Source organism: Paracoccus stylophorae (assembly GCF_028553765.1).
GTDB lineage: Bacteria > Pseudomonadota > Alphaproteobacteria > Rhodobacterales > Rhodobacteraceae > Paracoccus > Paracoccus stylophorae.
The window spans coordinates 763,266-784,945 of sequence record NZ_CP067134.1 but is presented as its reverse complement, the minus strand read 5'-3'; the positions used below and the strand labels follow the sequence as shown (position 1 = coordinate 784,945).

The window sequence follows — 21,680 nt, the reverse complement described above, 5'->3', positions numbered from 1 at the left end:
AACGAGAGGACTTGATTGATGAGCCAGACCCTTTTTGAATCGCCCGCTTGGCCCACCGTTCCCGTCAACGGCGAATCTGCCGCATATCCCGTGCACCGCGTCTTCTGCGTCGGGCGGAACTATGCCGCCCATGCCGCCGAGATGGGGGTCGAGGTGGATCGCGAGGCGCCGTTCTATTTCACCAAGTCCGCGCTGACGATCCTGCCTTCGGGCGAGACCTATCCCTATCCGCCCGGCACGAAGAACTTTCACTATGAGATGGAGTTCGTCGTGGCCATCGGCAAACCGGTGTTCCGGGTGTCCGTCGACGAGGCGATGCAGGCGGTCTATGGCTACGCTGCCGGGCTGGACATGACGCGCCGCGATTTGCAGCTGGTGGCCCGCGAAAAGGGCCGGCCCTGGGATCTGGGCAAGGATGTCGAGGGCAGCTCGGTCATCGCGGCGCTGACAAAGGCCGCCGATTTCGGTGAGATCGGCGATCAGAAGGTTCAGCTGACGGTCGACGGCGAACTGCGTCAGGATGCGCGCCTGTCGGACCTGATCTGGTCGGTCGCCGAACTGATCTCGGATCTGTCGAAATTCTATCACCTCGCGCCGGGCGACCTGATCTATACCGGCACCCCGGCGGGCGTCGGCGCGGTCGACCCCGGTGCCGTGATCCGCGGCACGATCGATGGGCTGGACCCGGTGGAGTTGACCGTGGGTCAGCCCGAATGATGACGTTTCATGGCTATTTCCGGTCGTCGTCGGCCTATCGCTGCCGCATCGCCTTCAATCTGAAGCGGATCGCGCCCGAGTTCGTCGCGGTGAACCTGCGCAAGAATGAGCACCGGACCAAGGAATATCTGGCCCTGAACCCGCAGGGTCTGGTGCCGATGCTGGACACGGGCGAGGCGCGGCTGACGCAATCGCTGTCGATCATCGAATGGCTGGACGAGACGCATCCCGACCCGCGTCTGCTGCCCGACGATCCGACCGAGCGGGCGCATGTGCGGGCCTTTGCCCAGATCATCGCCTGCGAAATCCATCCGCTGCAGAATCTGCGGGTGCTGAACTTCCTCAAGGAAACCTATGGGCGGGATCAGGACGACACCGATGCCTGGTGCCGGCACTGGATCGCCCAAGGGCTGGACGCCTGCGAAGCCATCGCCGACGCGCAATCCCATGAAGGCCGTTTCACCTTTGGCGACACACCCGGTCTTGCCGATATCTGCCTGATTCCGCAGATGTTCTCGGCCGACCGTTTCGGGCTGTCCACCGACGCCTGGCCGCGGTTGCAGGCCATCCGCGCCGCCTGCGAGGCGATGCCCGAATTCGCCGATGCCCACCCCGCGCGTCAACCCGACGCCGTATAAGACCGACATCCAGGGAGGAACGCTTATGTCGATCGTGAAACTGACCCGCCGGCTGGCCATTGCCGCCGCCCTTGCCACGACTGCCCTGGCCTCATGGGCCGGCACCGCCGATGCGCGCGAGTTGCGCATGGGCGTGATCACGCCGCCGAACCATGTCTGGACCAAGGTCGCCAACCGCATCGCCGAGAACCTGCCCGAGGCGACCGGCGGCGATCTGACGCTGGCGGTGTTTCCCGCCGGCCAGTTGGGCGTCGAGCAGGAGATGTTCCAGCAGCTGTCCAGCGGGCTTCTGGACAGCGGCCTGATGACGGTCGCCATCACCAGCCTGCGCGCGCCCTCGTTGCAGGGATGGTTCACCCCCTACCTGTTTTCGGATGTCCGCGACGCCGCCAGCGCCGCCGACAGCCCCGCCGCCCAAGAGATGCAGGATCAGTTGCAGCAGGCCAATCTTGTCGGGCTGGGCTATACCTTTGCCGGGCAGCGCCACATCCTGATGAAGGACGCCCCGGCCACCGGCCCCGCCGATCTGGCGCAGAAGAAGATCCGCATCGTGCCGTTCCCGGCGATGAAGACCTGGTGGGACGCCATCGGCGCGGTGCCGACGCCGGTGAACCTGACCGAGGTCTATCAGGGCCTGCAAAGCGGCCTGCTGGAAGGCATCGACATCGACCTTGACGCGCTGGTCGGGCTGAAGTTCGACGAGGTCGCCAAGGGGCTGACGATCACCAACCACATGCCGTTCCCGGCCGTCCTGGTCGTCAACGCCGGCACCTGGTCGTCGCTGTCGCCCGAACAGCAAGAGGCTTTCACCACCGTCTCGCAAGAGGCGCTGGCCTGGGGCACCGAGCAGCAGGTCGAGGCCGAGACCGCCAATCTCGCCGCGCTTGAGGGCAAGGTCGAGATCGTGCGGCTGGAAAACGGCGCCGAAATCTTTGCCGAGGCCAATCAGGCGGTGCGCGACAGCTTTGCCGGCGACGAGATCATCCAGCGCTTCATTGCGGATGCCGAAGGCCAATGATCTGGCTGTCCACCCTTTCGCATCTGCTGGCCCGCGCCGAACGGTGGGCCAGCAGGGTGCTGGTCGTGGCGTTCGTGGCGCTGATCGTGGCGAATGTCGGGATGCGCTATGTGATCGGTCAGCCGATCTTCTTCGCAGAGGAAATCGCCGCGATCCTGCTGGTCTGGCTGGCCTTCGTCGCCACCTCGATCACGATCCATGACCGCGCGCAGATCGGCGTCACCCTGCTGACCGAACATCTGCCCGTGGGCATCCGCAGGATCGTGGACCTGATCGTGCTGGCGCTGGTCGCGGCGATCCTTGCCACGCTGCTGTGGACCTCGGCGACATGGGTGGTCTCGCCCGCCGTCGCGTTCGAACAGATCATCACTCTTGGCTGGGCGAAATCGCCCTTTTACTGGATCGTGCCGGTCTTCTCGGCCTTTGCGCTGATCCATGTTCTGGCCGACCTGGCCGAGGCCGTCACCGGCCATCAGCCGATCGAGCTGGCGACCGACAAGGGGATGGAAATATGACCGGGCTGTCCTTTCTGACGCTGATGCTGGCGGCGATGCCCATCGCCTTCGTGCTGCTGGCCGCCACCATCGTTTTCGTCCTCACCACCGGCAATCTTCAGATCCTGAACTCGATTCCGCAGATCCTGTTCGGCTCGGTCGAGAATTTCGACCTGCTGGCGATTCCGCTGTTCGTGCTTCTGGGCGAGATCATGAACGAAAGGGGGGTGACGCGGCGGATCATCATCGCGGCCCGCGTCTGGTTGCAGCGGCTGCCGCATAACCTGGTCATCGTGAACCTGGTCGCGAACCTTGCCCTGGCCGCGATCATGGGATCGGCCACGGCGCAGATGGCGGTGATGTCGCGGGTCGTCGTCCCCGAGATGGAAAAGGACGGCTATGACCGCGGCTATGCGGCCTCGATCACGGCCAGCGCCGGCCTTCTGGGCCCGATCATCCCGCCCTCGATGGTGTTCATCATCTATGGCGTGATCGCGCAGGTCTCGATTGCCGAGATGTTCATGGCCGGCATCGTGCCCGGCGTGACCCTGTTCGCGCTGATCCTGGCCATCGCGCTGTGGCAGGCGGGCAAGCATCGCCAGAAGGGACATGCGGGCGCGCCGCTGCCGCAGGGGTCGCGCCTGAAGGCCACGATTCCGGGTCTGGCGACGATGCTGATCCCGCTGACCATCATCGGCGGCATCAGCTGGGGCATCTTCACCCCGACCGAAAGCGCCGCGGTCGCCATCGTCGTGGCCCTGCTGTTCGGCGCGGTCGTGTTCCGCGAACTGCCGCTGCACCGTTTGCCGGTGATCATTGACCGGACGGTGACCAACACGGCCATCGTGCTGTTCCTGATCATGGCCGCGAAGGTCTTCGGATGGGTGCTGACCTTCAACCAGATCCCGCAGGCGGTCGCGGCCTTCATCGTCTCGCTGACCGGCGATCCGCTGATCTTCATGCTGCTGATCATGGGCACGCTGATGGTGGTGGGAATGTTCCTTGACGGCATCGCCGCGCTGATCATCCTGACGCCAATCCTGCTGCCGGTGGCGACCGCGGATTACGGCATCGACCCGATCCAGTTCGGGGTCGTGATGTCGATGACGCTGGTTCTGGGCCTGCTGACGCCGCCGGTGGGCACCGGGCTTTATATCGCGGCCGCGCTGAGCGAGATCCCGATCATGCGGCTGTCGCGGCTGGTCGTGCCTTATATCGTCGCCTCGATTGCCGTGATCCTGCTGGTCATCTTCGTGCCGTGGACGATAAGACCGTTCTGACGCCGCGCGCGGAAACCGACATCGCCATGCCACCCCCGGTCGTCATCGGGGGCGGCATCTTCGTGCCGGAGCGGGCGGTTGCATCCGCGCAGGCAGCGCCGCTTCAGGCGCTCTGGCTTTGCGCGGCGTCAAGTTCATCGCGAAGCCGCGCCTCTTCCCGGGCCTTGGGGGTCGAGAACCGCGCCAGCAGCAGATAGGCCACCGGCGTCAGGTACAGCGTCGACAGCGTGGCCAGCCCCAGCCCGCCGACGATCACCCATCCCAGGGCCTCGCGCGCCTCGGCGCCCGCGCCCGAGGACAGCACCAGCGGCACCCCGCCCAGCACGGTCGAGGTCATGGTCATCATCACCGGGCGCAGACGGATGGTCGAGGCGCCCAGAATGGCGTCGTGCACATCGTCGCCCTTGTCGCGCAGCTGGTTGGCGAACTCGACGATCAGGATGCCGTTCTTGGCCATGATCCCGATCAGCATGACCAGCCCGATCTGGCTGTAGACATTCAGGCTTTGCCCGGTCAGCAGCAGCGCGAACACCGCGCAGGCCAGCCCAAGCGGCACGGTCGCCATCACCACGATGGCAGAGATGAAGCTTTCGAACTGCGCGGACAGCACCAGAAACACGATCAGGATGGCAAAGCCGAAGGTGACGACGATGCCGGAACTGGTCTGGTCCAGCGTTGCCGCCTCGGCCAGCGGCACGATGCGGTTTTCGGGGGCCAGCACCTCATCCCCGATCTCGATCACCTGCGCCAGCGCGTCGCCCAGTGACATCTCGGGCGTCAGCCCGGCGGTCAGTTCCACCGACCGGTTCTGTTCCTCGCGGCTCAGTTCCGGGGCGACGGCGCGTTCCTCAAGCGTGACGAAGCTGGACATCGGCACCATCATGCCGTTGCCGGCCCGCACGAAGACGCTTTCCAGATCGCCGGGATCGTCGATGGGATCGGCGGTGGACAGCATCTGCACGTCATAGCTTTTGTCGTCGATAAAGACCGAGGCCACGTCGCGCCCGTCCAGAACCGCCTGCAGGGCCGGCCCCAGCCCGGTGATCTCGACCCCCAGATCGGCGGCCAGTTCGCGATCTATCTGCACGAAAAGCTGCGGCTGCGTGCGTTCGTATTCCAGCCGCACCTGACCCATGCCGGGGATCTGGCGCAACCGGTCGATCATGGCATCGGCCACCTGCGACAGCTGATCGTAATTGTTGCCGGTGATGGCAAAGGCCAGACCCCGGCCCGCGCCCCTGATGCCAAGCGAGTTGGGCTGGATCGCAAAGGCGCGCACACCGATCACATCGGCAAGCCGCCGGTTGATGTCGGCCACGATCTCCTGCTGGCTGCGCGCGCGGTCGGCCCAGTCGGCCAGGGTGAACACCATGAAGCCGCGATTATTGGCGCTGAAGCCGCTGAAGGCGAACATGTGGATGATCTCGCCGCTGTCCAGCAAGGGGGCGACCGCATCCTCGATCTGCCGCATCTTCGACTGCGTGTAATCCAGCGACACGCCGGGCGGCGCCGTGACGCGCAGCAGGGCCACGGCGCGATCTTCGGGCGGCGTCAGTTCCTGCCGGATGCTGCCGGCCACCATCACCGCCGTCGCCGCGACCAGCACGGCGATCAGCACGATGACATAGGGCATCGCCAGAGCGCCGCGCAGCGTCGTCTCGTAAAGCCGCATCAGCCGGGCGCCCAGCCAGATCATCGGCCCGCGCGCGTCCTTTTTCGGCGGTTTGGTCAGAAGCCGGCTGGCCAGCACCGGGCACAGGCTGAGCGCCACGACCGACGACAGCGCCACCGCCATCGCCAGCGTGAACCCGAATTCGCGAAACAGCCCGCCGGCCTGTCCGGGCAGGAACGACAGCGGCACAAAGACCGCGGCCAGCGTCGCCGTGGTCGTCACCACCGCAAAGAACACCTGCGACGTGCCGTGAACGGCGGCCGCGCGCGGCCCCATGCCCAGCCCGCGCTGACGCACGATGTTTTCCAGCACCACGATGGCGTCGTCCACCACCATGCCGGTCGCCAGCACCAGCGCCAGCAGCGTCAGGATATTGATCGAGAACCCGACCAGGTAGATCCCGGCCAGCGTGCCCACCAGCGCGACCGGCAGGGTCAGGGCGGGGATGATCGTGGCGCGGAAATCGCGCAGGAACAGGAAGATGACCGCCACCACGATGGCAATCGCAAAGCCCAGGGTCTTGACCACCTCTTCGATCGAGCCCGAGATGAACGTCGCATCGTCCGAGGTGACGAAGACGCTGACATCGCCGGGCAGGGTCCGGTTCAGTTGTGCCACGACGTCATGCACATCCGACGAGATCGACAGCGTGTTCGACGTCGCCTGACGGATCACCCCCATCCCCACGCCCTGCCGTCCGTCCGCCCGCAGGACCGTGTCGCCGGGCGCAGGGCCCAGGGTGACGCGCGCGATGTCGCCGATCCTGACATTCGGGATGATTTCCAGCGCCTCGAACGCCTCGGGCGTTGCCACGCTTGCGGTCGTGCGCACGTTGATCGACTGGGTGCTGCCGGCCAGATCGCCCGCGGGCGTGTCCAGCGCCACATCGGCCAGCGTGCGTTGCACATCGCCAAGCGTCAGCCCCCGGCTTGCAAGCGCCAGCTGGTCGATATCCACGCGGAAAATCGGCTCGCGGTCGCCGTAGATCTGAAGATCGGCGACCCCGTCGACCGAAATGATCAGATCCTCGATCCGGTCCTGCACGATGGCGGTCAGGTCCTGGGGCGAACGCGCGTCCGACGTCACCGCGATGCGCATCACCGGCTGTGCATCGGCGTCCGCCTTGACGATTTCGGGACGGTCCGCATCCTCGGGCAGGTCGTTGGTGATCCGCGCCACCGCGTCGCGGACATCGGTGGCGGCCACGTCGATATCGACATTGTCGTCGAATTCCACCGTCACCCGGCCGCGCCCGAAACGCGACGCCGACGAAATGCTGCGCACGCCCGAGACCCGGCCGACCGCGCCCTCGATCGGGGCGATCAGTTCCTGATCGACGGATTCGGGCGATGCGCCCGCGAAACTGGTGGTGACGGTCACGACGGGCCGGTCCACGTTCGGCAATTCGCGGATCTCGGCGCCAAGCAGGGCCGCCAGCCCCGCCATGACGACCAGCGCGTTCAGCACGAATGCCAGGATCGGCCGCCGCACGAACAGCGCGGTTCCCGATGAGGTCATCGCGCTCACAGCGTCACCCGGCCATCGGGGTGCGCAATGCCCGACAGCCCCGCCTCGCTGGACACGGCGCCGACCTCGGCGCCGGGGCGCAGGGTCTGCACGCCTTCGGTGACGACGGTATCGCCGGCCGCCAGATCCGCCGATGTGACCAGCACCGCATCGCTTTCGCGCTGCACGATGGTCACGGCCACCTGTTCGGCCTTGCCATCGCGCACGGCCCAGACGAACGGCCCGTCGCCGGACCATTGCACCGCCAGCGGCGGGATCGACAGCAACGTGTCGCCGGGAAAGCTCATGCTGACCGAAAACGCCATTCCCGCCCGCAGCAGATCGTCCGTGTTCGGCACGCGCCCCTGAACCAGCAGGGTACGGCTGGCACGATCCACGACCGCGTCGATGGCGCTGATCTCTCCGGTCAGGGCGGTGTCGCGCGCCCCGATCGGCCGCACCTCGATGGGCTGGCCCACGGCGATCTTGCTGACGATGCGTTCGGGCACCCGGAAATCGACCAGAATTTCCGACCGATCCGTGATCGTCACCAGAAGATCCTGCGCACTGACGCGGTCGCCGCGTTCCAGCGTCAAGATGCCGACCCAGCCAGAAATGGGCGCCTCGATATGGCGTTGCGCCAGGTCGAACTCGGCCTGCCGAAGCGCCAGTTCGGCACTGCGCAAGGCCAGTTCGACCTCGCGCAGGCGCACGCCCGTCACCGCGCCGGATGATTCAAGCCGGCGCACACGCTCGGCCTCGGTGCGGGCGTTTTCCAGCTGGATCTGCGCCTGTTCCAGGGCGATACGCTCGGCCTCGTCCTCCAGCCGGACGATTTCGGTGCCTTTCTCGACAAAACTGCCCGCGGACAGCGCCATGTCGGTGATCGTGCCCACCGCGTTCGAGCGCACATCGACCGACCGGCGCGCCCGCCCGTCGCCGATGGCCGCGATGCGATCGGCCTGCGCCCGTTCGCCGACGATGGCCGTCCTGACACGGGTGGCGGCCTCGCCAGGTCCGCCCTGCTGCGGCCCATCTTCCTGCGGTTCGGCGCGTTCGATGCCCAGCAGGTCCAGCAGCCCGACCCGGTCAAGGATCGGTTGCGCCGCGGGAACATATGCGATCCAGACATACAAGCCGGCGGCCAGAACAAGGACCGAAAGGACAATCTGGCGAAGCGCTTTCATCCGCAAGTCTTCCGTCGCAAATTCGTCAAGAACGCTGTTTAGCACGCGCGGCCGCGACATGCATCCGTTCTGCGACGGAACGGGGACATTGATGCGTTAACAATCCGGTGCGATTTACGCCTGCGAGGGTTTGCGGTATCGGTGACGTCTCGTGCAAGGCAATCGGCGGCATGGATGTCGGGACGGCATCGAGGCTCCGGGGGCTTGAGACGGAACGCCCGCCCGCACGTTCGCGGACGCCGGCGTGGAGTGTGAAACAGGGTGGCGGCAGGCGATGGTTGATCAGGGTGACGATACGCCGCGCGTCCCATCCGGTGACGGGGCGGCAGATGCCCCACCCTCGGTGACGCTGGAAGACGGCCGCATCGTCCTGTCCGGCAGGCTGCTGATCGACACCATCGCAACGCTGCCGCCAGTGGATTCCGGCGCCGAGGCCATCGATATGGCGCAGGTAAGCCACATGGATACGGCCGGCGCATGGTATATCGTGGATCTGCAAAGGCGGATGGCCGGCGGCGCGGCCGAACCCCCGATCCGCGGCGAAAGCGAAAAGCAGAAACAGCTGATCGAGGTGGTCCGCGCCAACATGCCGCCCGAGGACACCGGGGCCGCTAAGCGCGTCTCGCTGACCGACAGCATCGAGGCGCTTGGCCGCAGAACGGCCGCCACCGCGAAGATCGCCGTCGAATTGATCGCCGCCCTGGGGCAGGTCATCGCGGCGATTGGCAGTCTGGCGATCCGTCCGCGCCGGCTGCGCCTGACATCGCTGGTGCATCACATGCAGGAGGTGGGGTGGAACGCCATTCCCATCGTGGCGCTGATGTCGTTTCTCATCGGCGTCGTGCTGGCATTCCAGGGGTCGGTCCAGCTTCGCCAGTTCGGTGCCGAGGTGTTCGTGGTGGACCTGATCGCCATCTCGGTGCTGCGCGAATTGGGGATCCTGCTGACGGCGATCATCGTCGCGGGGCGGTCGGGCTCGGCCTATACCGCCGCCATCGGGTCCATGAAGATGCGCGAAGAGGTCGATGCGATGCGCACGCTTGGCCTCGATCCGGTCGACATCCTCGTGGTGCCGCGCGTGCTGGCGCTGGTCCTGATGCTGCCGGTCCTTGGGCTTTTCGCCGATCTGTCGGGGCTGATCGGCGGCGCGATGATGTCGTGGATCGAACTGGGCGTGTCGCCCGCCGTGTTCCAGGCCCGGCTGGTCAGCAACACCGATGTCTGGCACTTTCTGGTCGGCATGGTCAAGGCGCCCTTCTTTGCCCTGATCATCGGCATCATTGGCTGCTATGAGGGGCTGAAAGTGGGCGGCAACGCCGAATCTCTGGGACGGCTGACATCGACCTCGGTGGTGCTGTCGATCTTCATGGTGATCGTGGCGGATGCCATTTTCTCGGTCTTTTTCGCCCTGATAGGAATCTGATGCGCGACGCTGAGCCGATCATAAAGGTGCGGGGCCTGACCAAAAGCTTTGGCAGCCACGTCGTGCATGACGGGCTGGACCTGGATGTGCGCCGGGGCGAGATCATCGGCATCGTCGGCGGCTCGGGCACCGGCAAATCCGTGCTGTTGCAGCAGATCGTCGGCTTGCTGAAGCCCGATGGCGGCACGATCGAGGTGTTCGGCCAAAGCGTCAACTCCACCTCGCCCGAACATTACCGGCAGTTGCGTCGCCGATGGGGCGTGATGTTCCAGGATGGCGCGCTGTTTTCCTCCCTGACCGTGCGCCAGAACGTCGAGGCCCCGATGCGGGAGCAGCTTGATCTGCCCGACGCGCTGCGCGAGACGCTGGCCGGGATCAAGGTGCGGATGGTCGGGCTGGAAGAGGTCGCGCAGAACAAGTTCCCGTCCGAGCTGTCGGGCGGAATGCGCAAGCGGGCCGGATTCGCACGCGCCATCGCGCTGGACCCCGAAATCGTGTTTCTGGACGAACCGACGGCCGGGCTTGACCCGATCGGCGCCGCGGCCTTCGATACGCTGATCCGCAAGTTGCAGGCGACATTGGGGCTGACGGTGTTTCTGGTGACGCATGATCTGGATTCGCTGCATGCAATCTGCGACCGTATCGCCGTGCTGGCCGAAAAGAAGGTTCTGGCGGTCGGCACCATGGCCGAGTTGATGAAGGTCGATCACCCTTGGGTCCATGAATATTTTCACGGCCCCCGCGCCCGGGCAGCCTTGGCGACCGGACAGGACGAAACGGTGCAGTGATGGAAACCCGTGCAAACTACATCCTGATCGGCGCCTTCACGCTGCTTGGCATCGTCGGCAGCCTGATCTTTGCCGTGTGGCTGTCCAGCGTGCAGCTGGACCGGCAATATGCCTATTACGCGATTCTCTTCGACGACGTGTCGGGGCTGGATTCCTCGGGGGACGTGGTCTTCAACGGCATCGACGTGGGCCGGCTGATCGACATGCACATCTACGATCCCGATCCGTCCAAGGTCTATGTCGAGATCGAGATCGATGCCACGACCCCGGTGCACGAGGATACGGTGGCGCAGCTCAGCTCGTCGGGCGTGACCGGGGTCGCCTATATCTCGCTGACCAACAAAAGCGCGGATGCGCCGCCGCTGACTTCGGATGACGGGACCCCGCCCATCATCCCCTCGCGCCGTTCATCGGTGCAGCAGCTGGTCGAGGATGCACCCGACCTGATTACCGAGGCGACCAGCCTGCTGCGGCAGTTTCAGCAGATCGCGGGGCCGGAAAATCAGGCCTATGTGCAGAACATCCTCAACAATCTCAGCGATGCGTCCGGCGGGCTGGATCAGGCGCTGAGCGATTTTTCGGACATCACCCGGACCGTGGCCGACGCGACGGACAAGATCTCGGGCTTCAGCGACCGCCTCGACACGCTTGGCGCGGCGGCCGAAACGACACTGGGCAACGTGGACCAGACGCTGGCCTCGGCGACGGGCGCGTTCGATTCCGCGCGGACGGCCATCGACACGACCGGCACCGCCATCGACAGCGCCGGCGCCGCGTTCGCCCAGGCCGAGACCCTGATGCGCGACCGGATTCCGCAGATCGCCACGCAGATCGCGCAGACGGTCGAGACGCTGGATCGGGCCATCGCGGATATCTCGCAGCGGTCGGGCAGCACGCTGGACGGGTTCGAACAGACGGCTGCGCTGCTGAACGCGCGGTTGCAGCAGCTTGAGCAGACATTGTCGGATGCCAGCACCACCTTCGGCGCCGTGACCGAGGCCTCGAACAGCGTGAACACGCTGGTGGCGGGCGATGGCACCTTGATGGTGGCCGATGCGCGAGAGGTTCTGGCCCGCGCCCAAAACGCAATCGCCCGGCTCGAGACGGTGATGGATCAGGACGTTCCCGCCGTGGTCGCGGATATTCGCGGGGCGGTGTCGTCGGCGTCGGCCGCGGTGGACAATGCCGCGCGCGATCTGACCGATTTCACCGCGGGCCTGTCGCCTTTGGCCGAGGATACGCGCACGGCGGTGAACGGGGCCACCGATCTGTTCCAGCGCGCCAATGTCACGCTGGCCAGCATCGAGGGGTCGCTGGTCTCGGCGAACCGTGCGCTGAGTTCGGCGGAAAGCGCGTTCGACAGCGCGGATGCGGCGATCACGTCCGATCTGGGCCCGGTCCTGTCCGATATCCGCGCGGCAACCGACCAGATCGGCGGCGCGGCCGCGCAGATTTCGACCGACCTGCCGCAGATCGGCGCCGATCTGCGCGCCCTGATCGGCCGCGCCGATGAGGTCGTCGCCCAGATTCAGGCCACGGTGCGCGACGCCGGACCGGGCATCCGCAACTTTACCGGCAACGGCCTGAACGAGTTGGGCCGCCTTGGCAGCGAGGCGCGCGGGCTGGTCCAGTCGCTGGACAGACTGGTGCGCCGCATCGAACGAGACCCTGCACGTTTCCTGCTGGATGAGCGTGTGCCCGAATACCGGAGATGAACAGATGCAGATGTTGACCCTTACCCGCCGCGCCGCGATCCTGGGCGCCGCCGCCAGCCTTGGCGGCTGCAGCGCGCTGTCGTCGATCAACGCGGCGGCGACGCCGCTGGACACCTACGATCTGGCGCCCGCCGCAGGGTCGGGTGCCGGCCGCGGGTCGGGGCGCACCTTGCTGGTGGCGGTACCCAACGCGCCCGCCTCGATCAACAGCGACCGGATCATGGTGAAACCGGGCGCCGCGGCAGTCACCTATCTTCCCGATGCGCGCTGGTCGGATGAATTGCCGTCGCTGGTGCAATCGCTGCTGATCCGCTCGATCGCGGGAACGGGCAGGATGGGATATGTCGGCCCGAACGAGGGGGGACCGGTGCCCGATCTGGCCCTTCTGTCCCGCATCGACGCGTTCCACGTCGAAATCACCGGCGGGGCGGTGATCGCAAAGGTCGACCTCAGCCTGACCCTGCTGCGCGACCGGGACCAGAGCGTGATCAGAACCGCCACCTTCCGCAACGAGGCCGCCGCCGTCGACGACACCCCGATCAGCATCGTCCGCGCATTTCAGACCATCATGGACGCACTTTTGCCCGAAATCGCCAACTGGGCGGCGGCCGGATAAGGGCAAAGCCCTTGCAAGCTGTTAATTGCGCGCCGCCGGCTTCGGCCCGCGAGTCCGCGCCGCGGTTCGATGTCGCAGCGCGGTGAGAACCGTCCTATCTGGCCCAGCTTTGCAAGCATCTCGGCCCCAAGTGCCGGCCGAAGTTTCCGAGCCACGCCGCACCGCAGCCGGCGGCCGCCTCATCCCGCGATGTGAAGCGGCTGCCGCCCCGACCACGTGCTGTCAGTCTGCGGCGGAACCGCCCGCCCTCAGCGCCGGCCGCACCCATGCCTACCAGGCCGGAATGACCGCGCCTTCGTATTTGGTCTCGATGAACTCCTTGATCTCGGCCGAGTGATAGACCTCGACCAGGGTCTTCAGCCACGGCGCGTCTTCATCGCCCTTTCGCACCGCGATCACGTTGGCATAGGGGCTGTCGGGCTTTTCCATCGCGATCGCGTCCTCGCGCGGGTTCAGTCCGGCGGCGAGGGCATAGTTGGTGTTGATGATGGCAGCGTCCACATCGGCCAGCGAGCGGGGCAGTTGCGCGGCGTCCAGTTCGCGGAACTTCAGCTTCTTCGCGTTGTCGGTGATGTTCAGGGGCGTGGGCACCAGCCCCGCATCCGGATCGACCTGGATGACGCCCGCATCGGCCAGCACCAGCAGCGCGCGGCCGCCATTGGTCGGATCGTTCGGGATCGACACGGTCGCGCCCTCTGCCAGCGCGTCCAGCGAGGTCAGCTTGTCGGAATAGACGCCCATTGGCGTGGTGATGGTCTTGGCGACGGCCACGATATCGAAGCCGCGATCCTTGATCTGGTTGTCCAGATACGGAACGTGCTGAAAGCTGTTCGCGTCCAGATCGCCATCCGCCAGCGCGGTGTTCGGCACGACATAGTCGGAAAACTCGATCACGTCGATGTCCAGCCCCCTGGCGCTTGCCAGCGGCACGATCTGTTCCATGATCTCGGCGTGTTCGCCGGGGGTGACGCCGATCTTGATGTCCTGGGCAGATGCCATTCCGGCGGTCAGCGTCAATGCGGCAGCGATCAGTCGAAGCATGTGGGTTCCTTTCGATTGGTTAAAGTCCGCGGTCCTTGGCGGCGCGGTGGTCCAGCCGGCGCGCGATCCATTCGCCGCAGGACTGCACGGCCTGCACCAGCACGACCAGGATGACAACGACGGCCAGCATCACGTCGGGCATGAAGCGCTGATAGCCATAGCGGATGCCCAGATCGCCCAGCCCCTCGCCGCCGACCGCGCCGACCATGGCGGAATACCCGATCAGGCTGACCACGGCGAGCGTCAGGCCCAGAACGATCCCCGGCAGCGCCTCGGGCAGCAGCACCTTGGCGATGATCTGGCCGGGCGAGGCCCCCATCGCGCGCGCGGCCTCGATCAGACCGCCATCCACCTCGCGGATTGCGGTTTCCACGATGCGGGCGATGAACGGGGCGGCGGCCAGCGTCAGCGGCACGATGGCCGCGGTGGTGCCGATCGAGGTGCCGGCGACCAGCCGGGTGAACGGGATGATCGCCACCACCAGGATGATGAAGGGAACGGATCGCAGCGCGTTCACGATCAGGCCCAGCCCCCGGTTCAGCGCGGGCGACGACAGCAGTTCACCGCGCCTGGATGCGGCAAGGAATATCCCCAGGGGCAGGCCCAGGGCGGTGCCGATGACGCCGGACACGACGACCATGTAGATCGTCTGCAACGTCGCGTCCCACAACAATGCGACCAGGTTAGCCGACATGTCCGATGACCTCGCTTCGCAGCTGATGCGCGTGCAGATAGGCTTGCGCCGCAGGCAGCGCCTCGGCCGGCATCTGCACGGTCAGGTTCCCGAACGGGCGACCGTCGATCTCCTCGATGGCACCGCCAAGGATGTTGACGTCGATGCCCAGCTTGGCGCCAAGCCGCGACAGCACCGGATGCGTCGCGCTGTCGCCCGAAAAGGTGATGCGCAGGATCGCGGGTCCTGCGCCGTGCGCCACGATCTGCCGCGCCAGAAACCCCGGCAGCACGGTTCCGGTCACGCCCGACAGGAACGACCGGGTGACGGGATGCTGCGGATCGGCAAAGATGTCATAGGTCGCGCCGGTTTCGACGATGCGTCCCGCCTCCATCACCGCCACGTGCTGGCAGATGTCGCGCACCACGGCCATCTCGTGCGTGATCAGCAGGATCGTCAGCCCCAGTTCGCGATTGATGTCGCGCAGCAGGGCCAGCACAGCCTGCGTCGTTTCGGGGTCCAGCGCGCTGGTCGCCTCGTCCGACAGCAGCACCCTGGGTTCGGTGGCCAGCGCCCGCGCAATGCCCACGCGCTGCTTCTGCCCGCCCGACAGCTGCGCCGGATAGCGGTCGGCGAACGCCCCCAGCCCGACCAGCTCGATCAGCCGGTCCACCCGCGCGTGGATGCCGGTGCGGGGCATGCCGGCGATTTCCAGCGGCAACGCCACATTGCCGCGCACCGTCCGGTTTGCCAGCAGGTTGAAGTGCTGGAAGATCATGCCCACGTCGCGGCGCAGGGCGCGCAAGGCCCGCCCGCGCGCAGCGCTCACGTCCCGCCCCAGCAGTTCCACCCGACCGCTGGAGACACGCTCCAACCCGTTGACCAACCGCAGCAGCGTCGACTTGCCCGCCCCGGATCGACCGATCACGCCGGTGATCCCGCCGCTCGGCACATCCAGATCGATGTGGTCCAGCGCCGTCACGTCGCCGCCACGCTGCGGCCACGTCTTGACGACGTCCCGGAACGCGATTGCGGGCGGAATGGCAGAGTCGCTGGTCATCCGGCTGACCTAACCGGGCGCGCGGGCGGCATCAATGCCGGGGCGGTGCAACCGACGAAAAAGGACAGGTTTTCAGGGCCTGCAGGCTGCGGCAGACAGCCATGCGGGAAACTGCCGCGCGGCAGACCGCAGTTCCGGCCCCAACGCGACATCGAGAAACCGGTTCTGCGATACCCCCACGTGGTGCCGGCACCGCTGCTGCGTCGCGGCCAACAGCGCGCGCAGGGCGCAGGGCCATCCAGAAGCCGAGCATGCCCGTGCCGCTGGCCGGCCGGTTATCCCGCTTCAGCCGCGGACGGAACCGGACCACCGCCTGTGTCAGGCAGGATCAGTTTCGCGCTGCTGCCGGGTGCCGCAAGAAACCTTGCGCCGGAACGGCTCGCCCGCAAGCCGGCGACAGTCACCCTCAGGCCCTGACGGCGCGTGATATCCAGTCCGGCACCTCAAATACTGCGACATGACATCGCGGCTGGCCCCGATCATCAGCGGTGAAGATCGACAGACGACCCGTGCCGCAACACCTTCACGGGCCGGCTTGGCTCGACAGGTCCCGGTCCCAGATGGGGATCTTGCCAAGCGACGCCGAAAGATGGTCCAGGAATGCGCGCACCTTTGCCGCCTCGACCCGTCCCGGAGGCATGACGGCATAAAGGCCCGGCTCGACAACCGACCAGTCCCGCAGCACGGGCACGAGGCGGCCCTCGCGGATCGCCTCATGGGCCATGAAGGTCGGCGCCAGCGTGATCCCGTGGCCATCGAGCGCCGCCTGCATCAGCACCTCGCCGTTGTTGCTGTGCATCCGCCCGCTGATCCGCACGTCCTCGCGAAGGCCGTCCTTCTCAAGGCTCCAGGTGCCGTGACGGGCCAGATAGTCGTATACGAGGCAGGAATGCCGTTCCAGATCGCGCGGCCCCGAGGGCGCGCCGTGGCGCTGCAGATAGGCCCCCGAGGCGCACAGGACCATGTGCGCAGGGGTCAACAGCCGCGCCGTCAGCGACGAATCCTCAAGCCGCCGGATACGGATTGCCAGATCATAGCCCTGCTCGACGATATCGACGACGCGATCTTCCAGCGTCAGGTCGACAGTGACTTCGGTATACCTGCCCAGGAAATCGCTGATGATCGGCCCCAGGTGGCGAATCCCGAACGAGGTCGGCGCGTTGATCCTCAGCGTTCCGCGCGGCACGCCCTTGGACGAGACAATGTCCTGTTCGGTCTGGTCCAGCATCTCCAGCATATCGCGGGAGGCCGCCGTCAGCCTGCGCCCCGCCTCGGTCAGGCTGAGCCGGCGGGTCGTGCGGTTGATCAGCTTGACGCCCAGCTCGGCCTCCAGGTCCGAGACATGCTTGCTGGCCATGGCCCGCGACATCCGCAGGCCCGCCGCAGCCGCCGCAAAGCTGCCGTCCTTCGCGATGGCGATCAGGGTGCGCAGGGCCATCAGGTCACGGATCACCGGTTGCTCCATTCGTTCCGGGCACGGCCAGTTAGGCTACAGGACGTCCTTGTCTGTCAAATGCACTGCGCCCCGCCTGGGCGACCAGGCAGGGCGCAGGGTGCCGCGGGTTCCGGGCACCCCTGCCTTGAGCGGGTCACTTCCCGGTATCGATGACGCCGGTCGACCGGAAGACGGTCACCGTCACCAGATCATCGGCGGGAAAAGGCGCGTTCGTCAGATCGTTGTTGCTGAGGATCGAACTCGCCGGAACCCTGACGGTCTGTTCGGCATGGACAGAGACAGCATGACCGTGCTGGCGCTGGTTGTCGATCTCCTGGCGGAAGGTGTCGGCTTGCGCAACACCGGCGACAAGGCTCAGGGCGGACAGGGCAATAGCGAAGGTTTTCATGGTCGTCTTCCTTTATCTTTGACTTGGCGCGCTGTTGCGCGGTGATGACGGGAAGATAGAAGGCGGTCGACTGAATGATTAGATCGGTTTGATCGTCTGGATTGTTCGATGAGATTGAACAATGCAGAAGATCCGGGGGCCGCCACGCGCGGGCTGACGCCAATCGGTGACGCGGCGGCACGCCCGACACCCTACCCCAGAATACCGTTCCGCGGGGACAACGGAGGCGGGGCCGGCCGGTCCAGTGCCTGCGCGACCGAGATTTCGATCGTCCGGCACAGCGCCCTGAGGGGAAGACCGTTCTGCCCCTGACGGAACGGATGCTCCAACTCGTTGGTCACGGCTTGCAGCCCGAAGAACACATAGGCGACCACGGCCACGAAGATCGGCACGAACGGACCGGTCGTTTCGACCAGCGCGAAGGGCAGCAAGACGCAATACAGATAGGTCGTGCGTCGGACCAGCAGCGAATAGACGAAGGGCAAGGGCGTCGTCGCAAGACGCTCGCACCCCGTCTGATGCCGTCCCAATGCCGAAACGGTCTCGGAAAACGCCAGCTGCCCGAAACCGCTGAGACGATCGCTTTCGTGCAGCGCGCGGACCTTGCCCGCGATGATGCGCAACGCGGCCTCGGCGCCGCCTTTTTGCGCGCCAAGCCGGGCTGCCTCGTCGTCACCGATCCAGATGGCGATGTCCCCCGTGACATCGGTGTCGTGCAGGTCGCCGCGGACGGCATGCGCGAACGCCACCGCGCTTCCCAGAATGTCCTGCCGGTCTTCCTTTTCGGCGATGAAGATCTCGCAGTTGCGGGCAAGGTTGCGTGTGTCGGACACGATGCCGCCCCAGATCCTGCGCCCCTCCCACCACCGGTCATAGGCCGCGTTGTTGCGAAATCCCAGAAACAGCGACAGCGCGATGCCGAACACGCTGAGCGCCGTCAGCGACACATGAGGAAGCGCGACGACGTGGCGATCCAGCGCCATGACGACGATTGCCAGCACGGTGAAGACAAGGATCTTGCCAAGGATCTGCGGCACCACCGATCCCTGCATCACCAGAAAAAGCTTCAGTGCCGAGGGTTGTTCCTTGACGATCACTGCTCACCCCCTCCCCCCGCCGGCGCAGGTTGCGGTCCCGCCCCGGCTTGCGGCGCGGGCGCAACCGGCCTGCGGGCACCTCGCTGTCAGGCCGGCCGGATCAGCCGCGTTCGGGCAGCGCCACCACGGCGATCATTTCGACCCGCATGCCCGGACGGGCCAGGGCGACGCCGCCGGTGGCGCGGGCGGGCGGGGCATCGCGGCTGACCCAATCGTCCCAGACCGCGTTCATGCCCTGAAAATCCGCCATGTCGGACAGCCATACCTGCACCGAGGCGATATCGGCCCGGGTCGCCCCAAGCTGTTCGACGACCCGGTCGATCTTGCTTAGGACCTGACGGGTCTGTTCGGTGATGTCGGCGCCCAGATCATCCGGGACCTGCCCGGCAAGAAAGGCGATCTGCCCGATGCAGACCGCCTGGCTCATGCGCGGGCCGGGTGAGAGACGTTCCAGTGTCATTCGTTTTCCTTCCGTTTCAATCGTTGTCGCCAAGGGCCGATCCGGCGCCCGCGCGCGATCGTTCCGAGGCGGGAACCGTCGTGCGCATGGCAAAGCCGTTCAGCGTGTGGATGACCTCGGCGCTTGTGTCGGCGTTGGGCAGCCGGTCCGCGGACAGATCTGTCGCGACACCCTGGCGCGCGGTCAGGACAAGGTCCGCCGACGATCTGCCAAGCGCGCCGGTCGCGGCCTGCAGCCAGTCAGCACCCTGCCCGATGCAGACCGATCCGCCGTCCCACGACACGGTGATCAGCACGCCGTTCTTCCGGGCGATGCTGTCCAGAAACGGCAGCAGAAGGATCGGATGATCCACCTGGCCAAGCGTTATCGAACAGTCCGCGACGGGACCTTCCGTCAACGCGGCATGATCGCACAAGGTCGCGCCCAGAATGATCGGGCACAGCGCGTGGCCATCCTTGGCGCGCCAGTCGCCGGCCGAGACGTCGGGGCACAGTTCCGCCCATTCCCGGCCCTGCGCCTGTTCCAGATGGGCGCACAGATGGCCGCATCCGTCGATGCCGTGCCGGACCAGCCAGGCTGCGGCAAAGGCGGCCTCTTCGGCCATGCCCCAGCTCATCCCCGCGCCGCGGGCAGCTTTCAGGCACAGCGCCGCGACCTCGTTGCGCGACAGGGGGGCGGGTCCGTCCTCGCTGAAGAAAGGGGTGGAATCGCCGCGTGTCTGGTCGTGGGGTTCGGTGTTCATGGGGTCTCCTCCGATGGGATCTCGTCGGGATAGGGTGCGCCCGGAAACAGGTTGATACGCACCCACCGATCCGACCGCGGGTCGAACTGGGTGGCGCCGAAGAAGGCCAGCTTGCAGCGCAGCAGGTCAATGGGCAGAATGTCGGCCGCAATCAGGTTGTCGCGAACCTCCGCGAAGGGGTGATGCTGCGCGATCTGGGCCCGGCGCACCGCGAAGCGGTGCTGCGGATGGGCCAGAAGCAGCGCCGCCACCGGCGTTGCGTCGTCATATTCCTGCAACGTCGCATACAGTTCGGCGATCAGGCGGGCGATGCACAGCGGCTGTTCCAGGCTCGCGCCGTCCTCGGATGCCCGGTCGCCCAGTCGCGGTTCCAGCTTTTCCTCGGACACATACCAGAACCGCGCGACGTTTTCGGGCGTCGTGAAGTCGATGGCCAGCGCCCAGTCGTATTCCGTTTCCAGAATGGCGCGCAGTTCCCCGACCGGCATCGCACCGTTCAGCCGAAAGCTTGCCGCCTCGTCGGCGCCCATGCGGTCGGCAAGATCGTCCACCAGATCTCCATGCGGCTCAAGCATCAGGGACAGCAGCGCCTCTTGCCCTTCAAGGCTCAGCGCGTCGGCGCCCCATCGCCACAGCGCGTCCCAGGGATGCGGCTGATGCGTGTCCCAGTCCGACAGCCTGTCCGAGATCGCGGCGAGGTCGCGGCGCAGATCGCGCAGCTTTAGCACCTGAGCGGGATGTTCCGAATGCCATGCGTCGGCGTTGCGGATCGCGGCGTCCAGCACCTGCCGGAATTCCGCCACCGCCTTGGCCGTCGAACCGGATTGCGCCCGGACCCGCGCCAGCGCCTCTTCCCGCGCCTCGATCCAGTTGTTCAAAAGCACCGGGTGGCGGACGATGAACGGGGCCATGCCCAGCCCGGTCGAGTTGCCGACGCCAAGCGTGCGCCGGATCAGGGGCGTCAGCCGGACCGCCCGATCGCCGCCTTTCACCGCCGCCATATGTTCGACGATGTCGACGGTGAAGGCCCGGATCAGCCAGACGGTCAGCATCTCGACCTGAAACGGCGCGGCAAGTTCAGGGCGCGCGGCGATGTCGTCGCGATCCGCCGCGCCGAACTTGCCCGATCCGTAAACCGCCGTCGTCCGCATCAGATAGCCGACCGCGGCGATTTCCGCAGGGTCAGGCTGGTTGCCCTGCGACAGCGCACCTACGACATGGTCAAACAGCCGCACCGAACGGTTCGCGCGCGCCAGCGTCAGTTCGCGTGTGCTGATCCGGCCGGCCTCCTGATAGGGGACGTTGCGTGCCAGACGGGCGATATCGGCCGGCGTCGGATCGCCGTCGAACAGGGTGAATGTCGCGTCCCAGGCGGTGGCGATCACCCGGTCCGAACGCATCTCGGGCGGCAGATCGTGGGCGAAGGCGACAAGGCTGTAGGTCCGGTCGGCGCCGCGCACGCGATAGACGGCATGACCGACCCCCTTCGCATCGACGGCCCAGACCGGACGATCGACCCGCCATTCCCCGCTGGCCAGCCGGCGCAGCAGCACGCGAAGAAAGGACAGCCGCGTGGGGTGGCTGCTTCCCATCCGGGCCAGGCGCATGACCTCGGACGCGGGGCGGCGAAAGCGGGCGGTATCGGCCAGCGTGGTCTGATCGTGCAGGGACATCGCATTTCCTCCTGATGGGTCGGGTGACGGAGCGGG

The 21,680-nt window shown here is 66.3% G+C and carries 20 protein-coding genes; 9 read left to right on the top strand and 11 right to left on the bottom strand.

Annotated features, from left to right (window positions below; all coding sequences use genetic code 11):
* The first annotated feature begins 18 nt into the window (after positions 1 to 18).
* From JHW45_RS03895 to JHW45_RS03875, 5 genes are read left to right on the top strand one after another with little or no spacing between them, the layout of a single operon-like run.
* The gene (locus JHW45_RS03895) at positions 19 to 717 is read left to right on the top strand and encodes a fumarylacetoacetate hydrolase family protein (RefSeq protein WP_272859642.1); all 699 of its coding nucleotides are present in this window, start codon (positions 19 to 21) and stop codon (positions 715 to 717) included.
* Entirely contained in the window at positions 714 to 1,355 is a 642-nt protein-coding gene (maiA, locus tag JHW45_RS03890) for a maleylacetoacetate isomerase (protein WP_272859641.1), read from the top strand. The genes JHW45_RS03895 and maiA overlap by 4 nt, the downstream gene beginning before the upstream one ends.
* 25 nt (positions 1,356 to 1,380) lie before the next feature.
* Positions 1,381 to 2,373, top strand: a complete 993-nt coding sequence (locus JHW45_RS03885; RefSeq protein WP_272859640.1) for a TRAP transporter substrate-binding protein — start codon at positions 1,381 to 1,383, stop codon at positions 2,371 to 2,373.
* Positions 2,370 to 2,888, top strand: a complete 519-nt coding sequence (locus JHW45_RS03880; protein ID WP_272859639.1) for a TRAP transporter small permease — start codon at positions 2,370 to 2,372, stop codon at positions 2,886 to 2,888. The genes JHW45_RS03885 and JHW45_RS03880 overlap by 4 nt, the downstream gene beginning before the upstream one ends.
* Positions 2,885 to 4,147: a TRAP transporter large permease gene (locus JHW45_RS03875; protein ID WP_272859638.1), complete on the top strand. Its 1,263-nt coding sequence runs from the start codon at positions 2,885 to 2,887 to the stop codon at positions 4,145 to 4,147. The genes JHW45_RS03880 and JHW45_RS03875 overlap by 4 nt, the downstream gene beginning before the upstream one ends.
* Positions 4,148 to 4,250: 103 nt before the next feature.
* Here JHW45_RS03875 and JHW45_RS03870 read toward each other — a convergent pair whose 3' ends face one another.
* Together JHW45_RS03870 and JHW45_RS03865 are read right to left on the bottom strand one after the other, a co-directional pair.
* Positions 4,251 to 7,337 carry an efflux RND transporter permease subunit gene (locus tag JHW45_RS03870; RefSeq protein WP_272860528.1) on the bottom strand — a complete coding sequence of 1,029 codons (3,087 nt, stop codon included), beginning with the start codon at positions 7,335 to 7,337 and terminating at the stop codon, positions 4,251 to 4,253.
* Between the two features lie 5 nt (positions 7,338 to 7,342).
* Complete coding sequence (locus JHW45_RS03865) at positions 7,343 to 8,512, bottom strand: efflux RND transporter periplasmic adaptor subunit (RefSeq protein ID WP_272859637.1); 1,170 nt, start codon at positions 8,510 to 8,512, stop codon at positions 7,343 to 7,345.
* Positions 8,513 to 8,786: 274 nt separating this feature from the next.
* Here JHW45_RS03865 and JHW45_RS03860 point away from each other — a divergent pair, with 274 nt between their 5' ends.
* The 4 genes from JHW45_RS03860 to JHW45_RS03845 are packed head-to-tail and all read left to right on the top strand — an operon-like array spanning position 8,787 to position 13,054.
* Positions 8,787 to 9,935 carry an ABC transporter permease gene (locus JHW45_RS03860; RefSeq protein ID WP_272859636.1) on the top strand — a complete coding sequence of 383 codons (1,149 nt, stop codon included), beginning with the start codon at positions 8,787 to 8,789 and terminating at the stop codon, positions 9,933 to 9,935.
* Positions 9,935 to 10,723 carry an ABC transporter ATP-binding protein gene (locus JHW45_RS03855; protein WP_272859635.1) on the top strand — a complete coding sequence of 263 codons (789 nt, stop codon included), beginning with the start codon at positions 9,935 to 9,937 and terminating at the stop codon, positions 10,721 to 10,723. The genes JHW45_RS03860 and JHW45_RS03855 overlap by 1 nt, the downstream gene beginning before the upstream one ends.
* Entirely contained in the window at positions 10,723 to 12,438 is a 1,716-nt protein-coding gene (locus JHW45_RS03850; RefSeq protein ID WP_272859634.1) for an MlaD family protein, read from the top strand. Before JHW45_RS03855 ends, JHW45_RS03850 begins: the two co-directional genes overlap by 1 nt.
* A gap of 4 nt (positions 12,439 to 12,442) precedes the next feature.
* Complete coding sequence (locus tag JHW45_RS03845) at positions 12,443 to 13,054, top strand: ABC-type transport auxiliary lipoprotein family protein (RefSeq protein ID WP_272859633.1); 612 nt, start codon at positions 12,443 to 12,445, stop codon at positions 13,052 to 13,054.
* Between the two features lie 270 nt (positions 13,055 to 13,324).
* On the opposite strand, the gene JHW45_RS03840 is transcribed toward JHW45_RS03845, so the two are convergent.
* The 9 genes from JHW45_RS03840 to JHW45_RS03800 all read right to left on the bottom strand — a co-directional run bounded on the left by JHW45_RS03840 (position 13,325) and on the right by JHW45_RS03800 (position 21,644).
* Positions 13,325 to 14,095, bottom strand: a complete 771-nt coding sequence (locus JHW45_RS03840; RefSeq protein ID WP_272859632.1) for a MetQ/NlpA family ABC transporter substrate-binding protein — start codon at positions 14,093 to 14,095, stop codon at positions 13,325 to 13,327.
* Positions 14,096 to 14,114: 19 nt separating this feature from the next.
* Positions 14,115 to 14,789 carry a methionine ABC transporter permease gene (locus JHW45_RS03835; RefSeq protein WP_272859631.1) on the bottom strand — a complete coding sequence of 225 codons (675 nt, stop codon included), beginning with the start codon at positions 14,787 to 14,789 and terminating at the stop codon, positions 14,115 to 14,117.
* Positions 14,779 to 15,828 (bottom strand): methionine ABC transporter ATP-binding protein, encoded by a 1,050-nt coding sequence (locus JHW45_RS03830; protein ID WP_272859630.1) that lies wholly within the window; start codon positions 15,826 to 15,828, stop codon positions 14,779 to 14,781. The genes JHW45_RS03835 and JHW45_RS03830 overlap by 11 nt, the downstream gene beginning before the upstream one ends.
* Positions 15,829 to 16,351: 523 nt before the next feature.
* Entirely contained in the window at positions 16,352 to 17,281 is a 930-nt protein-coding gene (locus JHW45_RS03825) for a LysR family transcriptional regulator (RefSeq protein WP_272859629.1), read from the bottom strand.
* A 136-nt stretch (positions 17,282 to 17,417) separates the two neighbouring features.
* Positions 17,418 to 17,672 (bottom strand): hypothetical protein, encoded by a 255-nt coding sequence (locus JHW45_RS03820; protein WP_272859628.1) that lies wholly within the window; start codon positions 17,670 to 17,672, stop codon positions 17,418 to 17,420.
* A gap of 191 nt (positions 17,673 to 17,863) precedes the next feature.
* Positions 17,864 to 18,769 carry a bestrophin family protein gene (locus JHW45_RS03815; RefSeq protein ID WP_272859627.1) on the bottom strand — a complete coding sequence of 302 codons (906 nt, stop codon included), beginning with the start codon at positions 18,767 to 18,769 and terminating at the stop codon, positions 17,864 to 17,866.
* A 100-nt stretch (positions 18,770 to 18,869) separates the two neighbouring features.
* The gene (locus JHW45_RS03810) at positions 18,870 to 19,229 is read right to left on the bottom strand and encodes a RidA family protein (protein WP_272859626.1); all 360 of its coding nucleotides are present in this window, start codon (positions 19,227 to 19,229) and stop codon (positions 18,870 to 18,872) included.
* A gap of 16 nt (positions 19,230 to 19,245) precedes the next feature.
* Positions 19,246 to 19,971, bottom strand: a complete 726-nt coding sequence (locus JHW45_RS03805; protein ID WP_272859625.1) for a DUF3726 domain-containing protein — start codon at positions 19,969 to 19,971, stop codon at positions 19,246 to 19,248.
* Positions 19,968 to 21,644, bottom strand: a complete 1,677-nt coding sequence (locus tag JHW45_RS03800) for a hypothetical protein (RefSeq protein ID WP_272859624.1) — start codon at positions 21,642 to 21,644, stop codon at positions 19,968 to 19,970. The genes JHW45_RS03805 and JHW45_RS03800 overlap by 4 nt, the downstream gene beginning before the upstream one ends.
* Between the last annotated feature and the right edge of the window lie 36 nt (positions 21,645 to 21,680).

What these genes read in the sequence shown, in the direction of transcription:
- JHW45_RS03895 (WP_272859642.1), top strand. Translation starts at nt 19, where the DNA reads ATGAGCCAGACCCTTTTTGAATCGCCCGCTTGGCCCACCGTTCCCGTC.
- JHW45_RS03875 (WP_272859638.1), top strand. Translation starts at nt 2,885, where the DNA reads ATGACCGGGCTGTCCTTTCTGACGCTGATGCTGGCGGCGATGCCCATC.
- JHW45_RS03885 (WP_272859640.1), top strand. Translation starts at nt 1,381, where the DNA reads ATGTCGATCGTGAAACTGACCCGCCGGCTGGCCATTGCCGCCGCCCTT.
- JHW45_RS03860 (WP_272859636.1), top strand. Translation starts at nt 8,787, where the DNA reads ATGGTTGATCAGGGTGACGATACGCCGCGCGTCCCATCCGGTGACGGG.
- JHW45_RS03880 (WP_272859639.1), top strand. Translation starts at nt 2,370, where the DNA reads ATGATCTGGCTGTCCACCCTTTCGCATCTGCTGGCCCGCGCCGAACGG.
- JHW45_RS03850 (WP_272859634.1), top strand. Translation starts at nt 10,723, where the DNA reads ATGGAAACCCGTGCAAACTACATCCTGATCGGCGCCTTCACGCTGCTT.
- JHW45_RS03820 (WP_272859628.1), bottom strand. Translation starts at nt 17,672, where the DNA reads ATGAAAACCTTCGCTATTGCCCTGTCCGCCCTGAGCCTTGTCGCCGGT.
- JHW45_RS03855 (WP_272859635.1), top strand. Translation starts at nt 9,935, where the DNA reads ATGCGCGACGCTGAGCCGATCATAAAGGTGCGGGGCCTGACCAAAAGC.
- JHW45_RS03840 (WP_272859632.1), bottom strand. Translation starts at nt 14,095, where the DNA reads ATGCTTCGACTGATCGCTGCCGCATTGACGCTGACCGCCGGAATGGCA.
- JHW45_RS03870 (WP_272860528.1), bottom strand. Translation starts at nt 7,337, where the DNA reads ATGACCTCATCGGGAACCGCGCTGTTCGTGCGGCGGCCGATCCTGGCA.
- JHW45_RS03805 (WP_272859625.1), bottom strand. Translation starts at nt 19,971, where the DNA reads ATGAACACCGAACCCCACGACCAGACACGCGGCGATTCCACCCCTTTC.
- JHW45_RS03810 (WP_272859626.1), bottom strand. Translation starts at nt 19,229, where the DNA reads ATGACACTGGAACGTCTCTCACCCGGCCCGCGCATGAGCCAGGCGGTC.
- JHW45_RS03835 (WP_272859631.1), bottom strand. Translation starts at nt 14,789, where the DNA reads ATGTCGGCTAACCTGGTCGCATTGTTGTGGGACGCGACGTTGCAGACG.
- JHW45_RS03800 (WP_272859624.1), bottom strand. Translation starts at nt 21,644, where the DNA reads ATGTCCCTGCACGATCAGACCACGCTGGCCGATACCGCCCGCTTTCGC.
- JHW45_RS03865 (WP_272859637.1), bottom strand. Translation starts at nt 8,512, where the DNA reads ATGAAAGCGCTTCGCCAGATTGTCCTTTCGGTCCTTGTTCTGGCCGCC.
- JHW45_RS03845 (WP_272859633.1), top strand. Translation starts at nt 12,443, where the DNA reads ATGCAGATGTTGACCCTTACCCGCCGCGCCGCGATCCTGGGCGCCGCC.
- JHW45_RS03830 (WP_272859630.1), bottom strand. Translation starts at nt 15,828, where the DNA reads ATGACCAGCGACTCTGCCATTCCGCCCGCAATCGCGTTCCGGGACGTC.
- maiA (WP_272859641.1), top strand. Translation starts at nt 714, where the DNA reads ATGATGACGTTTCATGGCTATTTCCGGTCGTCGTCGGCCTATCGCTGC.